The 15,285-nt window shown below is 48.3% G+C and carries 13 protein-coding genes; 4 read left to right on the forward strand and 9 right to left on the reverse strand.

The annotated features are described in order from the left end of the window. Positions 1–28: 28 nt before the first annotated feature. The 7 genes from BN1002_RS18750 to BN1002_RS18780 all read right to left on the reverse strand — a co-directional run bounded on the left by BN1002_RS18750 (position 29) and on the right by BN1002_RS18780 (position 8,787). On the reverse strand, positions 29–346 hold the full coding sequence (locus tag BN1002_RS18750) for a magnetosome magnetite crystal formation protein family (protein WP_048827046.1): 318 nt from the start codon (positions 344–346) through the stop codon (positions 29–31). A gap of 128 nt (positions 347–474) precedes the next feature. After that, positions 475–1,386: an ABC transporter permease subunit gene (locus BN1002_RS18755; protein WP_048827047.1), complete on the reverse strand. Its 912-nt coding sequence runs from the start codon at positions 1,384–1,386 to the stop codon at positions 475–477. Continuing rightward, entirely contained in the window at positions 1,386–2,333 is a 948-nt protein-coding gene (locus BN1002_RS18760) for an ABC transporter permease subunit (RefSeq protein WP_048827048.1), read from the reverse strand. Before BN1002_RS18760 ends, BN1002_RS18755 begins: the two co-directional genes overlap by 1 nt. A 210-nt stretch (positions 2,334–2,543) precedes the next feature. Further along, the gene (gene uvrA / locus BN1002_RS18765) at positions 2,544–5,426 is read right to left on the reverse strand and encodes an excinuclease ABC subunit UvrA (protein WP_048827049.1); all 2,883 of its coding nucleotides are present in this window, start codon (positions 5,424–5,426) and stop codon (positions 2,544–2,546) included. A gap of 7 nt (positions 5,427–5,433) precedes the next feature. Beyond that, positions 5,434–7,413, reverse strand: a complete 1,980-nt coding sequence (gene uvrB, locus BN1002_RS18770; RefSeq protein ID WP_048827050.1) for an excinuclease ABC subunit UvrB — start codon at positions 7,411–7,413, stop codon at positions 5,434–5,436. A 264-nt stretch (positions 7,414–7,677) separates the two neighbouring features. Beyond that, positions 7,678–7,911 carry a CsbA family protein gene (locus BN1002_RS18775; RefSeq protein WP_082036303.1) on the reverse strand — a complete coding sequence of 78 codons (234 nt, stop codon included), beginning with the start codon at positions 7,909–7,911 and terminating at the stop codon, positions 7,678–7,680. Between the two features lie 36 nt (positions 7,912–7,947). Further along, complete coding sequence (locus BN1002_RS18780; RefSeq protein ID WP_048827051.1) at positions 7,948–8,787, reverse strand: STAS domain-containing protein; 840 nt, start codon at positions 8,785–8,787, stop codon at positions 7,948–7,950. 180 nt (positions 8,788–8,967) lie between these two features. On the opposite strand from BN1002_RS18780, the gene BN1002_RS18785 reads away from it, so the two are divergent. Both BN1002_RS18785 and BN1002_RS18790 read left to right on the forward strand, forming a co-directional pair. Next, positions 8,968–9,774 carry a YqjF family protein gene (locus tag BN1002_RS18785; protein ID WP_048827052.1) on the forward strand — a complete coding sequence of 269 codons (807 nt, stop codon included), beginning with the start codon at positions 8,968–8,970 and terminating at the stop codon, positions 9,772–9,774. A 156-nt stretch (positions 9,775–9,930) separates the two neighbouring features. Continuing rightward, positions 9,931–11,022 carry an SGNH/GDSL hydrolase family protein gene (locus BN1002_RS18790; protein WP_048827053.1) on the forward strand — a complete coding sequence of 364 codons (1,092 nt, stop codon included), beginning with the start codon at positions 9,931–9,933 and terminating at the stop codon, positions 11,020–11,022. 142 nt (positions 11,023–11,164) lie between these two features. On the opposite strand, the gene BN1002_RS18795 is transcribed toward BN1002_RS18790, so the two are convergent. After that, positions 11,165–12,625 carry a spore germination protein gene (locus BN1002_RS18795; RefSeq protein ID WP_048827054.1) on the reverse strand — a complete coding sequence of 487 codons (1,461 nt, stop codon included), beginning with the start codon at positions 12,623–12,625 and terminating at the stop codon, positions 11,165–11,167. A 177-nt stretch (positions 12,626–12,802) separates the two neighbouring features. Here BN1002_RS18795 and BN1002_RS18800 point away from each other — a divergent pair, with 177 nt between their 5' ends. Next, complete coding sequence (locus tag BN1002_RS18800; protein ID WP_148362820.1) at positions 12,803–13,156, forward strand: hypothetical protein; 354 nt, start codon at positions 12,803–12,805, stop codon at positions 13,154–13,156. Between the two features lie 77 nt (positions 13,157–13,233). Here the strand turns inward: BN1002_RS18800 and speD are convergent, their stop codons facing one another. Further along, entirely contained in the window at positions 13,234–14,130 is an 897-nt protein-coding gene (gene speD / locus BN1002_RS18805) for an adenosylmethionine decarboxylase (RefSeq protein WP_082036305.1), read from the reverse strand. Positions 14,131–14,405: 275 nt separating this feature from the next. Between speD and BN1002_RS24290 the strand changes: the two genes are divergently transcribed. Next, positions 14,406–14,867, forward strand: coding sequence for a PCYCGC motif-containing (lipo)protein (locus tag BN1002_RS24290; protein WP_442853401.1), 462 nt, complete (start codon positions 14,406–14,408; stop codon positions 14,865–14,867). Positions 14,868–15,285 lie beyond the last annotated feature (418 nt).

The raw sequence follows: 15,285 nt of genomic DNA on the forward strand, positions 1-15,285 counted from the left end.
TGGAACCGCCCCCTGCTTCATTCGAATTTTATGGCTCTTGAAGTACTTTGATTCCTTTTATGATATTCCAGATGATGACGGCCAATGTAAGGAGGCCATATACGGCGAATCCTAGAAATGGTATAGCCACAAACCCGGCTCCGGGATCGCCTGAGACGCTGAAAAAGAATGCAGCCAGCGCGATTGGGATTGCCGCAAATGGAAGCAGGTGTGATAATAAGGCTTTTTTAGCATGATGTTTCGTGCCCGCGTCCTCCGCGACAAAGAAAACAACGATGGGAAGCAGGAATGGGGCGAATAAAACACTGAAATAACATAACCCGGATAAAACTTTCTTTGTATCCATACTTTTTACCCTCCTATCACTGTTTTACGTATAGGCGCAACAAAAAGTTTCACAGAATTTCACTCCACAAGATAAATCCTGCCTAGCCACTCGTTCATCCTGCCTGGCCACTCGTTCATCCAACTGGCCTACAGGTCATTTCTGACCATCCGGTGCTTCGTTTCAAAATAGCGCTGTACGCCTCCGGCAAACAGATTCAGGAACAGAAGCGTCAGTCCGATTGCCCCAATAGCCGACAGCGGAACCCATTTGTAGATTCGGACATCATCGAGAATCGTCATGAACAGAATTGGCCAAGATGGGGAGGTATTCACTACTTCATACCCAGTTCCCCATTCATTCATCATGAATTTCATGCTGATGAAAATGCGAACGATTCCAAGTTGGGACAATAGAAAAAGGATCCTGCCGAAATCATTGATGATCAGTACAATAATATTTGGTATGACAACAGGCAGATAATAATTCCTGAACAATCGGTACGGTGAGCAGCCGGAAACGATCCCGGCTTCAATATAGGGCCGTTTTTCTGTATCTCCCAAATGGGTGTGGATGATCTCGGCTACCCGCCCGGTTTCAAGCAGGGCGAGGACGAGAATCATCCACACCGGGCGCCAGTCAGAGAAATAGATGAATGGCAGGCCGGAGAAAAACGCAACGAAAAAGATCGGCGGCATGAATGAAAAAAGCTGCTGCCAGCCATGCATGATTCCCTCCATGACTTTTGAATAAAAGCCTGCAACTGCCAAAGGAATCGCAAAGACATAACGGAGCACGACTACACTCAGAACGATTTTCAACGTTTCCCCCGCCCCCATAATCAGCAGGCTGAGAATGTCGACACCCTTATAGTTGCTCCCAAGCGGATAGCCTTCCATTGGAGGAAAAGGTGGAAGGACAAATTTTCCTTCCTCGGTTTTAAAAGCCCCCAGTTCCTTTAATTCCGTATCGACGAAAGGCAAATTCGGCCCGAAAACAGCTACCAGCACCAAAAGGATCAAAAAGAACGCACCTGTCCACAGTCTCCAGTTTCTTTTCATTACATTTCATTCCTTTCAAGCGGATAGAGCATGTTCTTTCCGATTTGGCTGGCTATTTTTGATAAAAAAATGACCGCTGTGAAGAGAAAAATATAGCCCGCCGCACTAAATAAATTGATTGGAAACTGGTTTTGGCCGACAGCAAATGCATACGGTGATTCGACAGACTGATAGAAAAAGTATGCCGCCCCGCGAAAGTTCGTCAGCTTCTCAACAATGAACAAATTCGAAAGTGTATAAAGCGTGATTGTATTCGTGTGGCTGAGGATTTTCGGATAGCAGTTCTTTAAAACGTGGCGGTACAAAACCTTAAGGGAAGAAGTCCCTTTTGAAAAAGCCGTCTTAATATAATCCATTGCCTGCTCATCCCGAATGCTCGAATAGGTGATGTTTGCGATATAAAAAACCGGATAGATTGAAAGATAAATAATCCCGAGAATCGTTGTACTGAGAGTATCGCTTCCGTAAACCTTCATGTACGGCAAAAGGCCCCATCCATATGCGGTCATGATGGCGATTTGTATGAAAATGATTAAGAACAAATCCGGGATCGACATAAAAAACCTTGTGAGTGTTTCCCCGAAAATCCTTGTTTTCCTATTCCGGATCCGATAATCGAACACACCCTTTGCCACTCCGCCAAACAGGCCGATAAAAAGAGCTGGTATGGCGATTTTCATGCTTTTCAGAAACGTATTCCAAATGCTGTCGACCCGGCTCTGCCCTTCCCGAATATCGCCAAGTCCCTTATTTTCCTTAATATATGTAAAAAAATTCTTGAATTGCTCAATATGTTTTTCAATCGAATAATCGTATTTTGACTCTAACGAGAATTTCGAAGCCGGATCAAGAAAAACAATATCCCTCGGCAAAAATAATAGCGCCAAAAAGATGGCCATGACGATCACCCATAAAATCCCCTGTTTTAAAATATACTTAATAATCAATGCTGTTCCCCCTTTGGCCTGAATTCTCTCTCTAACTGTCCAGGCTCCGTTTGAAATCTATTACCTATATTTTACATAAATTTCAGAATTGTTACAATTATAGAAATCCCTCCCCTTTTACAGACGAAACTTTTGCAAAAAAGTTCTTCGCTAGCCGAAGGAAAATAAAAACGGGATTGCATCCCTTTAAGAGAGCAATCCCGTTATTTTTTATTTTGCTTTGGCCACTTCTTTTTCTTCCGCTTCTATTAGCTTGAGCATACGGTCGCGGTCCCGTTCAAGGACTGGTTTCAGGTACCGGCCTGTATGGGATTCCGGCGTATTGGCAATCTGCTCCGGCGTCCCAGTCGCGACGATTGTGCCGCCTTTATCCCCGCCCTCCGGACCAAGGTCGACAATGTAATCCGCCGCCTTGATGACGTCAAGGTTATGCTCGATGACAAGGACGGTATCGCCATTGTCGACAAGCCGCTGGAGGACGTTCAACAGCCGCGAGATATCATCGACATGAAGCCCGGTAGTCGGCTCGTCAAGTATATAGAACGATTTCCCGTTTGATCGCCTGTGCAGCTCGGAGGCAAGCTTAACCCTTTGCGCTTCCCCGCCCGATAGCGTCGTCGCCGGTTGGCCGAGCGTGATGTAGCCAAGCCCGACATCGGCAATCGTTTGGAGCTTACGGCTGATTTTAGGGATATTGGCAAAAAACTCAAGTGCATTTTCTACTGTCATATCAAGAATATCGGAAATATTTTTGCCTTTGTATTTGACTTCAAGCGTTTCACGGTTGTAGCGCTTGCCGTGGCATACTTCACATGGAACGTATACGTCCGGCAGGAAGTGCATCTCGATCTTAATGATCCCGTCGCCTCGGCAAGCTTCACAGCGGCCGCCTTTGACGTTGAAGGAGAAACGGCCTTTTTTATAGCCGCGCACCTTCGCTTCATTGGTTGACGCAAAAACATCACGGATGTCATCGAACACGCCGGTGTAGGTAGCCGGGTTGGAGCGTGGTGTCCTTCCGATAGGCGATTGGTCGATATCGATTACTTTTTCGAGATTCTCAACACCCTTGATGCTCTTGAACTTTCCCGGTTTTGCTTTTGCGCGGTGAAGCTTCTGGGCAAGTGATTTATGCAAAATCTCATTGATAAGCGTACTTTTGCCGGAGCCGGAAACGCCCGTGACAGCCATGAACACGCCAAGCGGGAACTTGACCGAAACATTTTTAAGGTTGTTTTCATTGGCTCCCTTTATTTCAATGAAACGGCCATCCGGTTTCCGTCGCTCAAGCGGGAGCGGGATGAATTTTTTGCCGGATAGATATTGGCCCGTCAGTGACGCGGGATCATCCATGACTTCCTGCGGTGTTCCCGCAGAAACGATTTCCCCGCCATGGACGCCAGCACCCGGACCGACATCGATCAAATAATCGGCGGCAAGCATCGTGTCCTCGTCATGCTCAACGACAATCAGCGTATTGCCGATGTCGCGCATATTCTTCAGCGTGCCGATCAGCCGGTCATTATCGCGCTGGTGGAGACCGATCGACGGCTCATCCAGAATGTAGAGTACGCCGGTCAGGCGCGAACCAATCTGGGTTGCCAGCCTGATTCGCTGCGCCTCCCCCCCGGAAAGCGTCCCGGCCGCCCTGCTCAAGGTCAGGTAATCCAGGCCGACATTAATTAAAAAGCCGAGCCGCTCGCCGATTTCCCGGAGGACTAGCCTAGCAATTTTCATTTCCTTCTCAGTCAGATCGAGCGATTCAAAAAAGGCAAACGCATCCTCAACCGACAATTCGGTCACTTCACCGACATGCCTCCCGGAAACAAGCACAGCAAGGCTTTCACGCTTCAGCCTATAGCCTTTGCAAGTCGGGCAAGGATGCTGGGACATATATTTCTCCATCTGTTCCCTGATCCAATCCGAACTTGTGTCCTTAAAGCGGCGCTCCACATTCCGGAGCACGCCTTCAAACACAATATAGCCCTCTTTTACCTGGCCAAAATCATTGCGGTATTTGAAGTAAATCTTCTTCCCTTCTGAACCGTACAAAATCCGGTCCAGCTGGTTTTTTGGGAGATTTTTGACCGGCACATCCATGTCGATCCCGTAATGGTTGCAGACCGCCTTGAGTAGCTGCGGATAATATTGGGAGGATACGGATTCCCATGCAACAATCGCATTCTCATTCAAGCTCAGTTCTTTATCCGGAATGACGAGATCCGGGTCGACCTCCAAAGTTGCGCCAAGACCGTCACAGTCAGGGCAGGCGCCGAACGGGCTGTTGAACGAAAACATCCGCGGTTCGAGCTCGCCAATCGAGAAGCCGCAAATCGGGCAGGCATGGTGCTCGCTGAACAGCAGCTCCTCTTCACCGATGACGTCAATGACAACTTTTCCATCGCCGAGGCCGAGTGCGGTTTCAAGCGAGTCAGCCAGCCTTGCCGCGACTCCTTCCTTGACAACGACACGGTCGACAACGACGTCGATGGAATGTTTCTTATTTTTTTCAAGAGTGATTTCATCGCCAAGGTCAAGCATTTCCCCATCCACCCTGACGCGGACAAACCCCTGCTTCTTAATATCCTCAAGAACCTGGACATGGGTTCCCTTCCTTCCCGATACAACCGGGGCGAGAACCTGGAGCTTGGTTTTTTCAGGATATTCAAGGATTCGGTCAACCATTTGTTCAATCGTCTGAGAGGTGATTTCAATTCCGTGGTTCGGGCAGACAGGCCGGCCCACCCTGGCAAAAAGAAGCCTCAGATAATCATAGATTTCCGTCACCGTCCCGACGGTCGAACGCGGGTTGCGACTCGTCGTTTTCTGGTCTATCGATATCGCCGGCGAAAGGCCCTCGATTGCGTCGACATCCGGCTTGTCCATCTGCCCGAGGAACTGGCGGGCGTAGGCGGACAGAGACTCGACGTAGCGGCGCTGCCCTTCGGCATAGATGGTGTCGAAGGCAAGCGAGGACTTTCCGGATCCGGAAAGCCCTGTCAGGACGACAAGTTTATCTCTCGGAATGGTGACATCGATATTTTTCAAATTATGGGCTCTGGCGCCTTTTACAATCAGTTTATCCATCGCCATGTTGCAGTCATCCTTCCGCTTTCAGCTCTAATATCAGGTCACGAAGCTCGGCGGCGCGCTCGAAGTCCAGCGCCCTCGCGGCTTCCTTCATTTCTTTTTCCATATTGGCTATGACACGCTCGCGGTCTTTTTTTGCCAGCTTGCCAAGTGATTGTGCCGGTGAATAAGTTTCCGTTTCTTCAGCCGTCTGAGTTGCGCGGATTGAATCGCGGATACCCTTCTGAATCGTCGTCGGTGTGATGCCGTGCTTTTCATTATACTCTTCCTGGATGGCACGGCGACGCTTCGTTTCCTCGATTGCAATCTGCATCGAGTTGGTCATCTTATCCGCATACATAATGACTTTCCCTTCCGAATTCCTCGCCGCCCGGCCAATCGTCTGGATCAGCGAACGTTCGGAACGGAGGAAGCCTTCTTTGTCGGCATCGAGAATCGTGACGAGAGATACTTCCGGAATATCAAGCCCTTCACGGAGAAGGTTGATCCCGACAAGAACATCGTATTTTCCAAGCCGGAGTTCGCGGATAATCTCAATCCGCTCGAGAGTCTTTACTTCCGAATGAAGATAATTGACCTTAATGCCGATTTCCTTCAGATAATCGGTCAGGTCCTCGGACATTTTCTTCGTCAGTGTCGTCACAAGGACGCGCTCGTTCCGCTTGACCCGTTCGTTGATTTCCCCGATCAGGTCGTCAATCTGGCCTTCGATTGGCCGGACCTCGATTGTCGGATCTAGAAGGCCGGTCGGACGGATGATCTGCTCGACCATTTCCGGTGTATGCTCTATCTCATACGGCCCCGGTGTCGCCGAAACCGCAATCAGCTGGTGAATGTGCTGCTCGAATTCCTCAAAGGTGAGCGGCCGGTTATCGAGCGCGGACGGCAGCCTGAATCCATGGTCAACCAACACCTGCTTGCGCGCCTTGTCTCCATTAAACATACCCCTGATTTGCGGCAGCGTAACATGCGACTCATCGACGACAATCATGAAGTCATCCGGAAAGTAATCAAGAAGCGTATACGGCGTCGAACCTGGCGGCCTTAATGTCAGATGGCGGGAATAGTTTTCGATTCCCGAGCAAAAGCCCATTTCCCTCATCATTTCGAGGTCATAGCGGGTCCGCTGCTCGAGCCGCTGAGCTTCGAGCAATTTATCTTCCGCCCGGAGCTCTTCAAGCCGCTCTTCAAGTTCCTTTTCAATATTTTCAATCGCGAGCCTCAGTTTCGCTTCCCTCGTGACGAAGTGGGATGCCGGGAAAATCGCGACATGGTTCCGCTCGCCGATAATTTCGCCTGTCAGCGCGTCCACTTCGCGAATCCGTTCAACCTCATCACCGAAAAACTCGACCCTGATGCAATGCTCATCTTTTGACACAGGGAAGATTTCGACTACATCTCCGCGCACCCTGAACGTCCCGCGCTTGAAATCGATGTCATTACGGGCGTATTGGATGTCGACGAGCTTATGAAGCAGCTTGTTGCGCTCGATTTCCATCCCGGTCCTGAGGCTCAGCACCATTTCCTTATATTCTTCCGGCGAACCTAAGCCGTAAATGCACGAAACAGACGCGATGATGATCACATCCCGCCTTTCAAAAAGGGACGACGTTGCCGAGTGGCGCAGCTTGTCGATTTCATCATTGATGCTCGCGTCTTTTTCAATGAATGTGTCCGTCTGAGGCACATAGGCTTCCGGCTGATAGTAATCATAGTACGAAACGAAATACTCAACCGCATTGTTCGGGAAGAATTCCTTAAACTCACTGTAAAGCTGGCCGGCCAGCGTCTTATTGTGGGCGATGACAAGCGTCGGTTTGTTCACTTCCTTGATCACATTGGAAACAGTGAACGTCTTTCCGGTACCTGTCGCCCCAAGAAGCGTTTGGATCCGCTTTTTCTTGTAGATTCCGTCCACGAGTTTCGTTATCGCAGCTGGCTGGTCCCCCTGCGGCGTATATTTTGATACTAATTCAAATTGGTTCTTCACTGTCCGAACCTCCAATCCGGGAAACTAAAATGATGCCGGAATGGCTGTCCCGGCACTGTCCGAAAATCTCATATGAACATTCTACCACAAAGGCTATATTACAAACCAATATTATACGAACAAATATTCGATAAATTTTTCGGAGTTTACTCCCTTTTCTCTCTATTTTATCCAACAGAGCGAGCCGGAAACCCGTTCTATGACTGTTTTTGCCAAAAGAAAAGCCCGCCGGCAGATTACCGGAGGGCAAATTAGGTATACGATTCAAGCCTGTTTCTTCGTGCGCTTTGGGATGAAAAGTGTCGCCGCCCAAAAGCCTGCTGTGAGCGAGAAGGCGTCAACGATGATCAGGCCCCAGCTGTCGGTGTAGCCTTTATAAACAGATGCGGCGATCAAGGCGACAGTCAAGGCGAGTCCAATGACCCGGTTATAGGTGACCCGGGCAAAGAGCATGACGGCCAGCCCCGGCAGGAAGAATGCCGATAAATATTGAATCACCTTTTTTCCCCTCTTTCCTTCAGAACTCTTTAAGGTTTACCAATTGATTTTTTCCAGGGCCGCAGCAAGATCCGTTTCGTACTGCGCATTGTTGAAGTTAATGCCAAGCGAGGTAGCTGCCTGCGCAACCTCAGGCCTGATTCCTGACAATGTCACGCGGATCCCGATCAGATTCAATCCTTTGAACATCTTTGAGAGCTGGCAGGCGACAGCGGAATCCACCGTCGGGACTCCCGACATATCAATTACAATCCTGCTGATCCGCATCGAAGCGCTTTGGTTCAGGACCGACTCCATGATGGCCGTCGCCCTGTCGAGATCGATTTCGCCAATAAGCGGCAGTACGCCGGTGCCTTTGGTGACCGGGATAACCGGCGCACTCAGTTCGGAAATGATTTTCTCCTTTTCCGAAATGATTTTATTGTTCACTTCATAATAATGCTTTGAGAACAGGTCAATCACCTGGTCAAAAGCGACATTTAGTTTCTTGGTCCATCTGAAAACATCGTCGATTTCCACAGAGCGATTGGCTTCATGTGCAAACTTTTCTACGAAATTCAAAATAACGCTCTTGAAAACTCCGAATTGTTCCAGGACATAGTAAAGCGGGACATTGGAATTCGCCCGATCTTCAGAAACGGCCTGCGTCCAGGGAGCGATGTCCTTCTTGAAAACATCTTCATCCTCTATGAAAACTTTCGTAATTTTTTCATTGAACTGCCCGTTTTGTTCGCGCAGCTTCCTGACAAGTTCGGGGGAGGCGTCGCTGGAGTAGGGAGAACCTGCCTTTGTGGCGCGGCGGCTTAGCCATTCCTCCGTCAAATCTTGTGAGTGGGAACGTAAATATTGATATAAAACCTCGTCTAGTTCTCTCATATTTCCTCCCGTATGTATACGTGATTTTCCTTCTCTATCATAACCGAAAACGGTTAAAAAAGCATATCTCCCGTTTTTTGCAAAATTAGCGGCCGGACTGGGATGTCCAGCGTAATAGCGGGGTAAGGTTACAAATAGTGTGGCTTTTAAACAAAAGTGCTGGGAACGGAGGCATTCATAATGGTTAAGTTGTTGAAGGAGACGCGTCACAGGCCATATCCTCTGCCGAATTTGCCCTGGCTCATGACCCAGACGTGGGAGAATCTGCTGTTTCTTCATTGGCGCGTTGACGCAGGACAAGTCAGGCAGCACCTCCCGGCTGAATTGGAGCTGGATACGTGGGACGGCTCGGCCTGGATTTCAATTTCCCCTTTTCAGGTGAAACATCAGCGCTTTCGGATTTTACCGGAAATCCCGATGCTGAACGAATATTTGGAGCTGAATGTCAGGACATACGTGAAACGGAACGGCCGGCAGGGTGTATGGTTCTTTTCTTTGGACGCCAATCTTGCCCCGGCTGTGATGGCGGCAAATGGATTTCTGGCGCTGCCGTATAAAAATGCGGAGATGGATTTTGAGGAAGTTGACTTCAAGGGTTCCTTATCTCCCAGTGACAAAGTTACCGTTGAACCCTCTGAGCAACGGGAAGTTTTTGCAAAAGGAAAGAAGGGTTTCAGGTTTACGAATGAGCGAATTAATGCCGAGGATGGATTCGGACGGTTCAACGTGACTTATCGGCCTGTTTCAAGGGGGAGTGTAACCCGGTCTGGTACGCTTGAACACTGGCTGATTGAGCGTTACTGCCTGTTTACAGAAAAGGACGGGAAAATTCTGCGCGGCGATATCCACCACCTTCCATGGGATGTGGCCGATGCCGAGGCGGAAGTGGCTGTCAATATGATGAGCCCAATTCCATTGGCAGGCGAACCGCTGCTTCAATACTGTGAATCAAAAAAGGTGTTGATGTTCCCATTTGTAGAGAATTAACATGCTTCATTTATCCAGGAAAAATCGACTATCTCGGTTCTAAAGGTTAAGCCTTTTTATACAATCGCAATATTTGACGAAAGATATAGTATTTACAGGCTTCTTCAGATGCCATAAATTATAAATAATCATTTATATAGTGTAAGGAAGTGGATAATGACTGCTTTCATTAAAAATCAATGGCAGGCCAATGGATACTTGATTCTAATCGCAGCATTATTTCTGTTATTAATGGCTGGCTGCCAGCAAAAAGCGGCCCAGACAGCGGAAAAACGATTCATTGCACCGACTGCACCAGAATGGCTTTACACGAATGGACAATGGAAAGAGGTTACGAAGGCCGACAGTGATAAAGCGATGCAGGGCTGGCTTGACGGCAAGAACGGACGGCATTATGGACGGCGGGCCAGGATTGAGACAGACAGCAGTTTTGCCACATTGAAACAACGCGGCATCGGCGGTACAGTCTTTATTTTTGTTGATGGTAAACAGGTTGTAGAACAAAAGTTAAAGGCGGATGGCAAGTATTTGGACATCCCGATTTATAAGCATAAAAAAGGATGGCATCAGATTGAAATTGGCTTTTCAAACATTAGCGAGATAAATGGCCTCTACATAAGTGAAGGGGCGAAAGCAAAAAAGCCGAAGGAAAAGAGAAAGCGGCTTGTTGTCATTGGCCATAGCCATGCCGACGGGACTGGCACTCCAAATATGGGGATGGAAGCAATGGCCACTGTCATTGGCGACATCATGGGAGTAGAGAGCATCAATCAGGGAATTGGCCGAACAGACATTGATATATCTTCCCCGCCGTCCGATAAAAACAGCGCCCTTGGACGGGTCAAGCCAGATGTGATTGATTTGAAACCGGATTATGTCCTCGCTATTTACGGATTCAACTCCATCTCTCCAATCAACAGAGGAGAAATGACCCATGGGCAATATCAGGAAAAGTACGCGGAATTTATCAAAACGATCCATGACGCCCTGCCGGATACAAAAGTCTTTGCAAGCTCCATTATGGCCACTCCTTCATACTCGGATGAAGAACTGAAGCCATACAACGAAGATATAAAAATGGCCTGTTCCAAGGTGCCTAACTGTATGTACATTGATATGGCAGGAAAGTTGAATGAGGGCAATTTCGATAAGTACATGGCACCCGACCGGCTTCATCCAAGTACGGAGGGCCAAAGATATCTGGCCGAAGTTTACGCCAAAGCGATGAAATCTGCAATCGATAAATAAACAAGGCCGTTTATGGCGCCTTCTAATAGCATCATAACGGCCTATTTCTTTTGAATGTCACATACGAAACTGAAATATACTTTCCCATTTGGCGACTTGCCTTTCTTGCAAAAGCTCGTACTTTTTCTGAATAAACGATTTTTTACCGATCAGGATCCTTCGGCTGCAGAATCTTTGGCCGCCTGTTCTTGTGGGGAATCGGCGTCCGGATCAGCACATGCTTGAAGGCTTTCGCGTCAAAAGGGATGAATGGCCATAAGTATGGGACGCCGAAGCTTTTCATCCGGGAGAGATACAAGACAACGAGTGCGAAACCGACGACGAGGCCGAGTGTATGGAACAGCGAAGTCGTAATCAGCAGAAACAGGCGGATCAGCCGGTTCGCCAGGCTCAGTTCATAGCTGGGCGTCGAAAAAGTGCCAATCGCGGCGAGCGCCAAATAAAGGATAACTTCATTTGTCAGCAGCCCGACCTCAACAGCAACCTGCCCAATCATTAACGCAGCAACGAGTCCCAGCGCAGTCGCGAGCGAGGTCGGCGTATGGATGGCCGCCATCCGCAGCATATCAATCCCAATTTCCACAATGAAAAACTGGAGGAACAGAGGGATTTTGCCTGGATCATTCGGCCCGATAAATTTCATATTCTCCGGGACAAGGCTCGGATCAATGACAAGCAGATACCAAAGCGGCAACAGGAAAAGGGACGCCCATACCGCGACAAACCTCACCATCCGCAAATAGGCGCCGACCAGTGGCTTGTTCCGGTACTCCTCGGCATGCTGAAGATGATCCCAGTACGTTGTTGGCGTAATGATGACACTCGGCGATCCATCGACGATGACGCACACATGACCTTCATATAAATGGACCGCCGCGGTGTCGGGCCGCTCTGTATAGCGGACAGCGGGAAACGGGTTCCAGTGCTTGCCGGTTATGAATTCTTCGACTGTTTTCTCAGCCATCGGCAGGCCATCGGTATCAATCGAGGACAGCTTATCCTTTATTGAGATAACCAAATCATTGTCAGCGATGTCGTCTATATAACAAAGAATCATATCGGTCTTGGAACGCCGCCCTGCCTGGATATACTCCATTCTGAGCGTCCTATCGCGGACACGGCGCCTGATCAGGGCCGTATTAAAGACAATCGTTTCAACAAAGCCATCCCGGGAACCTCGGACAACCCGCTCCGTATCCGGTTCTTCCGGCCCCCTGACCGGGTATGTCCGGGCATCTATCAGAATGATTTCCTCTTCCCCATCCACGACGAGCGCAGTCGGACCAGCCAGAACGGTATCGACTGCCTTGTCAAGGTCAGCAGTCGAATCCAGTTCGATGTACGGTATATACGTTTTCATCATTTCTTTAATTGTTACATCCTTGAGCTGCTCCTGCTTCAAGTTAGCCATGAATTTCAAAAGCAGATGGAGCATATCATCCTTTACAAGCCCGTCAATCATGAACAATGCCATTTTGCGGCCGGCGTACTCCACTTCCAAATGAATGACATCGAAACTCTTCCCCACCCCGAGCTCATTTTTCAAAAATGCCGCATTCGCTTCAAGGCTTGCACTTACTTTATTTTTCACTTCCGTTTGCATCTTCCCCTCAGCTCCATTTGGCAAAAGTATTTTCCAAAAACTACATATCATCTTAGCCATGACGGAGCATATTCATACTTTCGCTAAAAAGGGATAATTAATTTGAAATTTCAAAAAACGAGGCATGAACGTTGGATTTTTGTGGTAAAATTAAGAGAGTTCTTTTTTGCAGGAGGGATGAACATAAGCAAAAAATCTGCCAGGAAGCCGATGTTGATTATTACCGTTGCCACGGTCCTCCTTTATTCGTTTCTATTCCTGCCTTACAAAAAGCCTGATAAATTCGAGGGTTTCCCGGTCCCAAGGTTCGCAAAGGTGGCCAATGAAAAAAGCAAGGTCACAACCTATGATTGGTCCCATGCTTCAGAGGAAAACGGCCTGCCTATCACCTACCTCCTTAGAATCAAGCTGGCCGGCTGGAAACAGGTAACGCAGGAGGGCGCCATGACGGTTTACAGCAAAGACGGCCGTGAAATTGAAGTGACGTCACTGACCGATTACCTTGGAGTGGCTGAAAGGGATTCCGAATAGGCCAACGCGGCACGGAACCCATTCGCCAAACGTATAACTGCCTCTTTCCAAAGAAGAAAAAGACCGGTCCGGAACCTTTATTCAGGCTCCGAATCGGTCTTTTTCTTTTGCACTTCAGATTCAAGGTTATCACGAAACGCTTTCGCCGCATTTTTATCAAAACTGCCTTGGTACATATTTTTGCCATAAAAAATTTCGTCCATTTCCCATTTGATGCTTTCCTCAATCTCCTGGCGTTGATCCTCGGTCAGTTTTTCCTTTGTGTAACCAAACAAGTAATTGTTCAAATCAAAATCGCGGAGCTTACATTTCGTATGGAAAATATGTTCCTGGTACACGTTCACGTCAATCATCTGATAGCGGTCAATGACTTCATCTGGGATGTAATTCTGGATTGAAGAAATTTCATGGTCGATGAACAGTTTGTAGCCTTCCTTGTCACGCGTGAATCCGCGGACCCGGTAATCCATCGTCATCACGTCCGTCTCAAATGAATGGATTAAATAGTTGAGCGCCTTCAGCGGCGAAATTTCCCCGCAAGTTGAAACATCAATATCGGCGCGGAATGTGCTGATCCCTTCGTCAGGGTGATACTCCGGATACGTGTGAACGGTGATATGGCTTTTGTCGAGCGCAATCGTCACATTGCTTGGCAGCGGTCCTGGCGATTCCTCGAAAACTTCGGTCGGCACCTCAACAACCGGCCCTTCCGACACTAGCATTGTGACACTCGCTCCTTGTGGCACATAATCCTGCTTCGCCACATTCAGGACATTTGCGCCAATGATATCGGCAACTTGTTTCAGAATCCTCGTCAGCCGATCCGCATTATACCGCTCATCAATATACTCAATATAGGCCTCCCGCTCTTCCTTCGTCTGCGTATAACAAATATCGTACATATTGAAACTCAGCGACTTCGTCAAATTATTGAAACCATGCAGTTCTACCCGTTGTTGCGGCGTAAAATCCATGATGCAATCCCCCTCTGCATTCCGTAAATATTGTTATAATACCCAACCTCTTGTCAAAAAAAACAGCCTCGTGGCTGGCACCCTTGCAGGACGCTTTCTTCCAGGCCTATTGGCACGGATTCATATTCTTTACACCCAATTGCTGTCACAAAACGTTTGAAATAAGGAAGGTTTCCACCATCGATTCCTTGTTAAAATAAGGTTATAAATAAGCCTTCCGTCAACGAGGGCGAACCGCTCTTGATTGGCGGGATTAATGTGAGAGGGAGAAGGCTATGAAGTATACTAAACTTTTGCTGCTCATGCTGGCGATTTTGGCCATCGGCATCATTTCGGCCTGCAGCTCAAACTCGGCAAAGACCGATGAGCTCAAGCTTGATCCAAAGCATGCCGCATTGCCTGATTATGTCCTGGCAACCCCGGAAAAGGTGCAGGAAACATATGTAATGGCTTCGGAATATCCTGAAGTCCTTGCATCAGTACCATGCTATTGCAGCTGCGGCGTCGGCGCGGGCCATAAAAGCAACCTTGATTGTTTCGTAAAAGGCATCGGAGATAAAAACGCTATAACCGAGTGGGATGACCACGGCACCGCTTGAGACATTTGTGTCAATATCGCCCGGGAGGCGGTACAAATGAAGCAAGACGGTAAAGGCCTGAAGGAAATCCACGAAGCAATTGTTGATGAATACTCCTCCTACGGAGAAGGAACTCCAACACCTGTACCATCCAAATAAGCTAAATGCAGCCTCTCCACCATGGAGGGGCTTTTGTTTTGCAAACGAAACGGCGGACGGCAAAGCGTAGCTCAGTTAATGTTGTGATGATTATTTAAGATTCTATTCGACCGGACAGGTGATTTTTATTGGTTGCGGGCGTTGAGCCCGGATTCTATTCGACCGCACCAGCGATTTTTCCTCGCTACGGGCGTTTAGACTCGTTCTATTCGACCGGACGAACGATTTTTCCACGCTGCGGGTGTTTAGACTCGTTCTATTCGACCGGCCGAACGATTTTTCCACGCTGCGGGTGTTTAGACTCGTTCTATTCGACCGCACCAGCGATTTTTACTCGCTACGGGCGTTTAGACTCGTTCTATTCGACCGCGCCAGCGATTTTTACTTGCTACGGGCGTTTAGACTCGTTCTATTCGAC

Source organism: Bacillus sp. B-jedd, assembly GCF_000821085.1.
In the GTDB taxonomy this organism is placed as follows: domain Bacteria; phylum Bacillota; class Bacilli; order Bacillales; family Cytobacillaceae; genus Bacillus_D.

Excerpts from the sequence above, each read along its gene's own strand:
- BN1002_RS18790 (WP_048827053.1), top strand. The coding sequence starts at position 9,931 with ATGACTGCTTTCATTAAAAATCAATGGCAGGCCAATGGATACTTGATT.
- BN1002_RS18750 (WP_048827046.1), bottom strand. The coding sequence starts at position 346 with ATGGATACAAAGAAAGTTTTATCCGGGTTATGTTATTTCAGTGTTTTA.
- BN1002_RS18785 (WP_048827052.1), top strand. The coding sequence starts at position 8,968 with ATGGTTAAGTTGTTGAAGGAGACGCGTCACAGGCCATATCCTCTGCCG.
- BN1002_RS18795 (WP_048827054.1), bottom strand. The coding sequence starts at position 12,625 with ATGCAAACGGAAGTGAAAAATAAAGTAAGTGCAAGCCTTGAAGCGAAT.
- uvrA (WP_048827049.1), bottom strand. The coding sequence starts at position 5,426 with ATGGCGATGGATAAACTGATTGTAAAAGGCGCCAGAGCCCATAATTTG.
- BN1002_RS18780 (WP_048827051.1), bottom strand. The coding sequence starts at position 8,787 with ATGAGAGAACTAGACGAGGTTTTATATCAATATTTACGTTCCCACTCA.
- BN1002_RS18755 (WP_048827047.1), bottom strand. The coding sequence starts at position 1,386 with ATGAAAAGAAACTGGAGACTGTGGACAGGTGCGTTCTTTTTGATCCTT.
- BN1002_RS18800 (WP_148362820.1), top strand. The coding sequence starts at position 12,803 with ATGAACATAAGCAAAAAATCTGCCAGGAAGCCGATGTTGATTATTACC.
- speD (WP_082036305.1), bottom strand. The coding sequence starts at position 14,130 with ATGGATTTTACGCCGCAACAACGGGTAGAACTGCATGGTTTCAATAAT.